Genomic DNA, 8,801 nt, shown 5'->3' on the forward strand with positions numbered 1-8,801 from the left:
TTTGTCAGTGATTCGGATGTCGATAAAAACCTGCGCCAAGGGTGTTTAAGCCCTTGGTCGGTCATTTTTTACTTAGAGGACGCCGAGAAATGATCATGGAAAAATCAGTTCATCCACGAAAAACACGAAAGCCACAAAATAAATCAACCTATTGCGTAGGGCGTGCCGCGCGCGCCTTCTACCAGGCTTTAAATCAACCTACTTCGTGTTTAGCCCCTTTGGCGCGCACGGCGCGCCCTACGGCAGTTCCACCTAAAAATGAAAACCCTGTTTTATATCTCTTAAACTATTTTCGTGCTTTTTGTGCTTTTCGTGGACGAACCGCTGTTTTCAGGTTGATAAAAACAACCACTGTTCCACAAGCCAGTGTGGTTTATGCCTAATCCCGCAAATCAGCAGGAAGACGCGACCATTCCCGTTGCGACGTATCGTCTGCAATTTAGCAGCCAATTTACTTTTGCCGAGGCTACCCGGATTGCTCCCTATCTTCGTCAGCTCGGCATTAGCCATTGTTATGCCTCCCCTTATCTGAAAGCCTGTCCCGGCAGTGATCACGGTTACGATATCGTTGATCATAACGAAATCAATCCGGAAATCGGCAGTCATGAAGATTTTGAGCGTTTTATCGACGAGTTGCAGCGCAACGGAATGGGCTTGATCGCCGATATTGTCCCGAATCACATGGCAATTATGGGCAGTAACAATGTCTGGTGGCTGGACGTACTGGAGAACGGACAGGCTTCCAGCTATGCCTCCTTTTTTGATATTGAGTGGTATCCGGTTAAGAAAGCGCTACAAAATAAAATACTGCTTCCAGTGCTGAGCAGCCATTACGGCAATACCTTGGAACAACAGGAACTGAAACTGACTTTCGATGCAGAGCTTGGCGAATTTAGCGTTTATTATTACGAAAACCGATGCCCTATTGATCCGCAAACTTACCCTCTTATTCTGAGTTCGCAGCACGAACAGTTACGGAACTATTTCGCAGCTGACGACCCGGTGTTTTTGGAATATCAGACCATTAATAACAGTTTCAGTAAACTGCCTTTCCGCACCGAAACAGCAGAGGAAATAATAGAAGAGCGCAACCGGGATAAAGAAGTCTTTAAAAAACAGCTTGCCAAACTCTGCGCGGATAACTTGCCTCTGACCCGGTTTATTAACTTTCGTGTAGAAGAAATTAACCGGACAGCGGGTGAAGACGGCGAATTACATGCGTTGCTGGAGCAGCAGGTCTATCGGTTGGCTTATTGGCGCGTTGCCGGAGATGAAATCAATTACCGCCGGTTTTTCGATATTAACGAGCTGGCCGGGCTGAGAATTGAAGACGAAAAAGTATTCGATGCAACCCATCAACTTACCCTGTCGCTTATCGAACAGCGCAAAATTCAAGGGCTGCGTATCGATCATGCGGATGGTTTGCATGATCCGGTGGGCTATTATCAACGCCTTAATAACAAAATTGCGGCTATTTTAAATGTCGAGGTTAAACACGATACGCCGCCCATTTATATCGTGGCCGAGAAAATTGTCGCCAATTATGAATATTTGTCGAGTAATTGGCCGATTCACGGCACCACCGGTTACGAGTTTGCCAATATCGTCAACGGCGTTTTTATCGACGGTGCCGCAGAAAAACAGTTAACGCATTGCTATGTGCGTTTTATAGGGCATCGACAGGATTTCGAGGAACTCGTCTATCTGGCTAAAAAATATGTAATGACTACCGCATTGGCCAGTGAATTGAACGTGCTCGCGAATCAGTTGAGCAAAATCGCCGATGCCAGCTCAAAAACCCGTGACTATACGCTTTATGGATTGCGCAATGCCTTATCGGAAGTTGTCGCCTGTTTTCCCGTTTATCGAACTTATATCAACAGTCAAACCGTAAGCAAGGAGGACAGTCAGTATATTAATTGGGCGATTGAGCAAGCCAAACAACGGAGCCGGGCAGCTGATAAAACCGTGTTTGAATTCGTTCGACACATTCTGCTTCAGCAACACAATACCGGTGTTGCCGCTAGAGACTTGCTGAAGTTTGTGATGAAGTTTCAGCAATACACGCCGCCGGTTATGGCTAAAGGTCATGAAGATACCGGCCTTTATCTCTATAACCGTCTCATTTCTTTAAACGAAGTGGGCGGCGACCCGCGGAACTTCGGCAATTCGGTCAATGCCTTCCATTATTTTAATCAGGGACGGATTAAAAAATGGCCGCACACGATGCTGTGTTTATCCACCCACGACACCAAACACAGCGCTGATATGCGCGCAAGAATCAATGTGCTGAGTGAAATACCTCGGCAATGGCAAGAGGCGGTATTCCGCTGGCGGCGCTTGAATAAATCCAAAAAAACCAAGATGAGTAAAGCTGTTATCGCGCGCAACGATGAATACCTGTTTTATCAGGTGTTGATCGGAACTTGGCCGTTAACAAGTTTGACGGATGCAGAACTGGCCGAGTATCAGGAACGCATCCAGACTTACATGATTAAAGCAGTCCGTGAAGCGAAACAATACACCTCATGGCTAAATCCCAATGAAGATTATGAACAAGCCGTCAGTCAATTTATTGGTCGATGCCTGAACAATAATTCGTCCTTTTTAAGCCATTTTGCAGCGTTTGAAAGACAGATAAGGAAACCCGGTTTGTATAATGCCCTTGCGCAAGCTGTGTTGCACATAACTGCCCCGGGCGTACCTGATATTTATCAGGGTAATGAGCTATGGCAATTCTCGCTGGTCGATCCCGATAATCGCCGAGCGGTTGATTTTAGTAAAATTGGAGAGTTGTTGACTGAGATGGAAGACATGTTGACAAAACCGGGCTTAGACCGGCCGCAATACTTAAACTCATTATTGGAAAATATCGAAGACGGGCGCATCAAACTTTTTGTGGTCACGCAAACCTTACATTTTCGGCATCAACATGCTGCGTTATTTCGGGACGGCGAATATCTGAAAATCGATGTCCATGGGACAGGAGCCAATCAACTGCTGGCTTTTGCCAGAAAAGATCAAAATAATTTTGCCATTATCGTAGTACCCCGTTTAATGGCGCGTCTGCTTGATCCTACGTTTAACCCATCATTAGACGATGTCTGGGCCGACACTTGGCTCGAATTACCGGAAAATGCGCCAAGGCACTACCAGGAACTGTTTAGCCAGTGCCGGATTACCGCCGAACTGGTTGAAAACTATCTTCAGCTTTGTGTTCGTAACCCGTTAAAATTATTTCCTGTCGCGATTTTAGCCGGCATTGTTGAATAAATTGTCGAACGCGTCACGTTCAAGCCCTTGAGCATTAGCAAAGATTATCGCATCCCTCATAATGGAACTGATAAAATGGTTTTGTTATCAACTGCCATCGCAGGCATCTAAAATTACTTATTGATCTATTTTTAATGACGATAACCGCATTAGCAGTTGTTCAGCTTAAATTTATCAATCCGCTTTATAGTGGCTTCCAGCCCCCTAAATCCAAGAACGTTTAAATCGGCTTTATCAAAAGTCTTATCTACAAAATTTAAGGTTACTCCCATGACAAAAAAATTATTGATAGCAGGTATAAGTTCAGTCCTTTTAACCGCTTGCGTCACTGATCCTTACACCGGACAATCCAGTCTCAGCAAAGCGGCCATGGGCGGCGGCTTGGGTGCCGCAGCCGGCGCAGGCGCTGGAACACTGTTTGGCGGCAACGATCTTAAGAATGCCGGATGGGGCGCCTTAGCCGGTGGCGTCCTTGGAGCGGCTGTGGGCGCTTATATGGATCACCAACAAGAAGAAATGCAACAATCGTTGCAAGGTACCGGCATCGAGGTACAAAGAACGGCGGAAAATACTCTTAATCTGACCATGCCGAGCAATGTTACTTTCGCGTTCGATTCGGCAAACTTAACCCCGCAAGCACAAGGCGCTTTGGATTCGGTAGCAAAGGTATTAAATCAATATCCGGATTCTACGATCAATGTAACAGGGCATACCGATGACGTCGGTTCAGACAGTTATAATCAGGTGTTATCCGAACGACGCGCAGCCAGCGTTTCCGGTTATTTGTCCCAACATGGTGTAAATTTTTCCCGTCTGACCCAGCAGGGTATGGGCGAGAAAATGCCGAAAGTGCCTAATGTGAATGAGGCAAATCGCGGACAAAATCGTCGAGTGGAGCTGGCTATCGTCGCTAATAAAAATGCGGGCGGACAACAAGGGTCTTCTCAGCAACAGGGCTATCCGCAGCAACAAGGCTACCCTCAACAGCAAGGTTACCCGCAACAACAGGGCTATCCGCAGCAACAAGGTTATCCTCAACAGCAAGGTTACCCACAGCAACAGGGCTATCCTCAGCAACAGGGCTATCCTCAACAGCAAGGTTATCCGCAACAACAGGGCTATCCACAACAGCAAGGTTATCCGCAGCAACAAGGTTATCCGCAGCAACAAGGCTACCCTCAGCAACAATATAATTATTATCAATAACTATTATGAGCTTGAGCCGCCCCGTTGTGCTTTGTTTTTCCGGTCATGACCCCAGCGGAGGCGCTGGGGTGCAGGCGGATATTGAGACTTTGGTCAGCCATCGTTGTCATGCCGCCAGCGTTATCACTGCCTTAACCGAACAGGACACCCGGAATGTAAAAAAACTCATTCCGCAAAGTCCGGAAGCCATTATCAGTCAAGCCAACACCTTATTGGACGACTTGCCGGTCAAGGCTTTTAAAATCGGTTTAATCGGCCATCATGAAACCGCAGCCGCTATTCATGCGATATTAAAACAGCATCCGCATATTCCGGTTGTGTTGGATCCGGTACTGGCAGCAGGCGGTGGTGCCGAACTATCCAATGACCGGCTCATAGCTACTATTATCGACTTGCTACTGCCCTGCACGACCGTGTTAACGCCGAACAGTGAAGAAGCCCGAAAGCTCGCGGGATTGACCGATCTTAGCGACTGCGGCCTGGCATTGTTGGAAAAAGGCTGCGACTATGTGCTGATTACCGGCAGCCATGAACACACGCCCTCGGTCAGCAACCGGCTATTCCATGACCGGCGCAGTTGGGAAACTTACACGTGGGACAGATTGCCGTTCAGCTATCACGGCTCCGGCTGCACACTGGCCTCCAGTATTGCAGCGTTGATAGCCCACGGCCTGGAACCTTTACAAGCCGTCATGGAAGCCCAGGAATATACCTGGAATTCATTAAATGCCGCTTACCAGCCGGGCAAAGGCCAGCACATTCCCAACCGGTTTTTCTGGATGGATGAAGAGTGATTAAATTCCCTGCAAGCGGACTGTACGCAATCACCCAAACCGCAAATAAATCCGGCGATACCGTTATTAACGAAGTTGCAGCAGCCATCAGAGGCGGTGCGGTCGTCGTGCAATATCGGGACAAGAATCCGCCGCTGGACGCGCCATTTCTTGCCCGTGAACTGGTTAAAATCTGCCACCGGCATAACGTCCCGTTACTGATCAATGACGACATCGAACTGGCGGCGTTGGTAGGCGCTGACGGCGTCCATCTCGGCAAAGAAGACGGCGCTGTCACCCAGGCAAGAAAGCGGTTAGGTAGCGAGGCGATTATCGGCGTTTCCTGTTATAACTTTGTCGAACAAGCCATGGAAGCCCAGGCGCAAGGCGCAACTTATGCGGCTTTTGGGCGTTTTTTTCCGTCCTCGTCAAAACCCCTGGCAGCACCCGCCCGGATTGAAACGCTGCGGCAAGCAAAACGTGCGCTGACCATCCCCATAGTTGCCATCGGCGGTATTCTGCCGGACAATGGCGCACAGTTGCTTGCAGCAGGAGCCGATTTGCTGGCGGTCATCGGCGGAATATTCGACGATCAGCCGGAACAATCAGCTCGGGCTTATCAAGCCTTATTCAGTGATTAAGGAATAAATAACTTTCGTAGGGGAAAGAGCTGGCGACAATGCTATTGACTTAAGCCGTGCAAAGCCCTCTCCAGAGGGAGAGGGTTGGGTGAGGGGAAAAAAAACTTATTTGTATCCCCTCATCCCAACCTTCTCCCTGAGGGAGAAGGGGGCATATATCCTTAAATTGATAGCATTCTGGCTAGTCACCCCTTACTCAAAGGTATAGTTATTTAAATTCCGCTGCTAAACGCTTTAAACCAAGCCGGGAAAACATAAGCATGACCGACAATCGTAGAGCTTTCATCAAAAAATCCGTCGCCTTAAGCGGTTATTCGATTCTTGCGACCGGAGGGCTGCTAGCCTCGCCCGAGGCAAACGCAGAATGGCTTGACGAGACCACATCGACTCAGATACTGCAACAGACCTTAAAACGTTTATTCAAAGACCAGAAAATCATCGAGTCCGATCAAATCGATATCCAGATTCCCAAAACAGCGGAAAACGGCGCAACCGTCCCGATTACGGTAACCAGCAGCCACAGGAATGTAGAAAGCATTGCGATACTAATCGAAAAAAATCCCATACCGTTAGTCGCTAAATTTGAACTATCTCCAGACCTGGATCCTTTTGTCTCGGCCCGCTTAAAAATAGCCGAATCTTCCGCTGTGGCAGTCATCGTAGAAACAAACGAAGGTTTTTTCACCGCCAGCAAGAAAGTCATCGTCACCCCTGGCGGCTGCGAGATTTAGCATGTCGAGTATCAAAATCCGCACTAAACGTATGGAGGACGGCAAGACCCAAATCAGAATGCTGATAGCCCACCCGATGGAACACGGCCGTAATCGCGACCCCAAAACCAACGCATTAATCCCTGCGCATTTTATTCAGGAATTAACGATAGAACATAATAAAAACATCATCATTTCTGGCAACACAGGCGCCAATATTTCCAAAGACCCTTATTTTGCTTTTATGCTGAAAGGCGGCAATGCGGGCGATAAAATAGTTATTAGCTGGGTCGATAATCTGGGCAATGAAGATATTCAGGAGCATGTTATTAAATGATGTTTGCAGATTAAGATGCGCGAAAAAGCCGGATAAAGGCGCTAAGCTTGAGCTAAACAAAGCAATTTGATACTGTGGTGCTATTACTCACATAACTTACGGAATTTTATTATGATTGGCACCATTATCGCTGTACTCATCATTTACTGGTTTTATAAAAGCGCCGAAGCAGCTGGAAAGGACCCGTTATCCTCGGCCGTGCAAGGTTTCCTATCTTATTTAATTCCTTGCGTGGTCTGGACCTTTACCATAACCCCTGGCCTACGCGATGCGCTTGCACATAATCCCGGCACCCTATTCGGATTGTTTGTCAACTACGCCTATATCTTGGTGGGTGCCGCCTGCGCGATCGGCGTGAAGTTCATGTATTTCAAGAAACCTGAACCGTAGAATACTGTTTAACTGTCGTTCCAGCGTGAGAAGGTTGTACTTGGCCCAGTATTCTCATGCATTGCCGCCTATCCTTTAAGATCACGATGAATAGCGTTTACAAAGCAGCGATAGCGAGTAGTTTTTTCATCAGCGCTCCCTGATTGTGCACGTCAAGCTTCTGCATGATGCTTTTGATGTGGTTCCTGACTGTTTCCGTAGATCGGTTAGAATCAGTGGCGATATCCGAAATCGACGGTTTAGCGATAAATTGCAGTGCACATAAAGCCTCAAACTTGGTCAATTTGTAGAGTGCTATTAATCTTACCAGCGTAGGATTATTTTCTTGGCAGCGGGTAAAAGTCAGCACCGCACCTTTTTTATAGAATTCCCATGCATATAAATTATCCAAAGCGCGCGCCGGAATGACCGTAATGGCGTACGAAGCATGCTGGTTCTGAGTCATCACGGTATCGCAATCGACCCCTGCCATCAACGCCAAAACACGCTGTTCAGTGGCCTTGTTTAAAAAGGCCAAACGTTCATCCCGAATTTCAACGCAATCCATATCCGCAATGATACGGTTGAATACCGGATCGGAAAATAACACGTTTAGCGAGCGATCGACAATGAGGTACGCGGCAACATGCTTGCCGGTCAACAGCGTAATCTGGCTGTAAAGACTGAGCCACTGCTCTTTCCACAAGGCATTTTGCAACAACGGCACTAATGCTTGCAGCCTATGCCTACAAGCTTGCAACTCCGGCTCCGCTGAGGGACGGCTGCCATTCAGATTCATGCAATAGGCGTAACGTCTATTTAAAGGAATCGACACACCGAAACGGCAAAACTCACTCACCACGCCGCCACCGGAGCGAAGAGTTCCGCCCAACGTATTAGAGCAGAAAACCTGGTAGGGATGTTTCGCGACGTTTGCGTGGAAGCTGCCTGCTTTGTAAACATTGCGTTCGAAACAGCGCAGCTGCTTAGGCGCAACATTGCAACAATGCAAGTGATGAACCCCACCGTCGCGGCCAAGGTCGACAATCGACAGCAAGCCGCTGTCGCACTGTATAGCTCCCGCCAGCTCGGTCAAAAATAAATGCCACAACACCGGATTGCCAGGCGCTTTCGACAAAGTCTCCATAATCGTAAGCGGTACTTGGAGGATATGCATGGCGTCTCGATACTGTTGGGTTATTTTGACCCATTTGGGTTATGACTCTTCCTCTATAAGGCCAGTATATTACAAGCCATGCTATTACAAGAGCTTAAGCAGGTTAAATTGAGCTCAAAATTTACTCAAAAAAGTACAACTTAATCAAATAACTACACCACCACTGACATTTTATGCTGGTGTACTTTCGCCTACAACTTACCCTAAGACCTGCTCTTACATTTTTGAAACTGTAGGAAAACCATATGATTGTTAAGCCGTTTTTCCATCCACATGCAAATAAAGGGAGCTTGGGCTCAGGCTCCATTGCTTTCT

9 protein-coding genes are annotated in these 8,801 nt (G+C 47.5%); 8 read left to right on the top strand and 1 reads right to left on the bottom strand.

Features of this window, described 5'->3' with window-relative positions:
• Positions 1-95 precede the first annotated feature (95 nt).
• The 8 genes from EPO18_RS15600 (at position 96) to EPO18_RS15635 (ending at position 7,330) form a co-directional block, all read left to right on the top strand.
• Entirely contained in the window at positions 96-383 is a 288-nt protein-coding gene (locus EPO18_RS15600; protein WP_292434818.1) for a hypothetical protein, read from the top strand.
• On the top strand, positions 376-3,273 hold the full coding sequence (treY, locus tag EPO18_RS15605) for a malto-oligosyltrehalose synthase (protein WP_292434820.1): 2,898 nt from the start codon (positions 376-378) through the stop codon (positions 3,271-3,273). Before EPO18_RS15600 ends, treY begins: the two co-directional genes overlap by 8 nt.
• A gap of 270 nt (positions 3,274-3,543) precedes the next feature.
• A complete protein-coding gene (locus EPO18_RS15610; RefSeq protein WP_292434822.1) occupies positions 3,544-4,479 on the top strand; it encodes a YiaD family glycine zipper/OmpA-like lipoprotein in 936 nt (311 codons plus the stop codon).
• A gap of 5 nt (positions 4,480-4,484) precedes the next feature.
• Positions 4,485-5,273 carry a bifunctional hydroxymethylpyrimidine kinase/phosphomethylpyrimidine kinase gene (gene thiD / locus EPO18_RS15615; RefSeq protein ID WP_292434824.1) on the top strand — a complete coding sequence of 263 codons (789 nt, stop codon included), beginning with the start codon at positions 4,485-4,487 and terminating at the stop codon, positions 5,271-5,273.
• Positions 5,273-5,893 carry a thiamine phosphate synthase gene (gene thiE, locus EPO18_RS15620; RefSeq protein ID WP_292434836.1) on the top strand — a complete coding sequence of 207 codons (621 nt, stop codon included), beginning with the start codon at positions 5,273-5,275 and terminating at the stop codon, positions 5,891-5,893. The genes thiD and thiE overlap by 1 nt, the downstream gene beginning before the upstream one ends.
• 260 nt (positions 5,894-6,153) lie before the next feature.
• The gene (gene soxY, locus EPO18_RS15625; protein ID WP_292434826.1) at positions 6,154-6,624 is read left to right on the top strand and encodes a thiosulfate oxidation carrier protein SoxY; all 471 of its coding nucleotides are present in this window, start codon (positions 6,154-6,156) and stop codon (positions 6,622-6,624) included.
• 1 nt (position 6,625) lies between these two features.
• Positions 6,626-6,940, top strand: a complete 315-nt coding sequence (gene soxZ / locus EPO18_RS15630) for a thiosulfate oxidation carrier complex protein SoxZ (protein WP_292434828.1) — start codon at positions 6,626-6,628, stop codon at positions 6,938-6,940.
• Between the two features lie 111 nt (positions 6,941-7,051).
• Positions 7,052-7,330, top strand: coding sequence for a hypothetical protein (locus EPO18_RS15635; protein WP_292434831.1), 279 nt, complete (start codon positions 7,052-7,054; stop codon positions 7,328-7,330).
• A gap of 97 nt (positions 7,331-7,427) precedes the next feature.
• Here EPO18_RS15635 and EPO18_RS15640 read toward each other — a convergent pair whose 3' ends face one another.
• A complete protein-coding gene (locus EPO18_RS15640; RefSeq protein ID WP_292434834.1) occupies positions 7,428-8,486 on the bottom strand; it encodes a helix-turn-helix transcriptional regulator in 1,059 nt (352 codons plus the stop codon).
• Between the last annotated feature and the right edge of the window lie 315 nt (positions 8,487-8,801).

This window comes from Methylobacter sp., from assembly GCF_004322395.1.
In the GTDB taxonomy this organism is placed as follows: domain Bacteria; phylum Pseudomonadota; class Gammaproteobacteria; order Methylococcales; family Methylomonadaceae; genus Methylobacter_A.

Bases quoted from the DNA above. Each gene is read 5' to 3' on its own strand.
- EPO18_RS15640 (WP_292434834.1), bottom strand. From the start codon at position 8,486: ATGCATATCCTCCAAGTACCGCTTACGATTATGGAGACTTTGTCGAAA.
- thiD (WP_292434824.1), top strand. From the start codon at position 4,485: ATGAGCTTGAGCCGCCCCGTTGTGCTTTGTTTTTCCGGTCATGACCCC.
- EPO18_RS15635 (WP_292434831.1), top strand. From the start codon at position 7,052: ATGATTGGCACCATTATCGCTGTACTCATCATTTACTGGTTTTATAAA.
- soxZ (WP_292434828.1), top strand. From the start codon at position 6,626: ATGTCGAGTATCAAAATCCGCACTAAACGTATGGAGGACGGCAAGACC.
- soxY (WP_292434826.1), top strand. From the start codon at position 6,154: ATGACCGACAATCGTAGAGCTTTCATCAAAAAATCCGTCGCCTTAAGC.
- EPO18_RS15610 (WP_292434822.1), top strand. From the start codon at position 3,544: ATGACAAAAAAATTATTGATAGCAGGTATAAGTTCAGTCCTTTTAACC.
- treY (WP_292434820.1), top strand. From the start codon at position 376: ATGCCTAATCCCGCAAATCAGCAGGAAGACGCGACCATTCCCGTTGCG.
- EPO18_RS15600 (WP_292434818.1), top strand. From the start codon at position 96: ATGGAAAAATCAGTTCATCCACGAAAAACACGAAAGCCACAAAATAAA.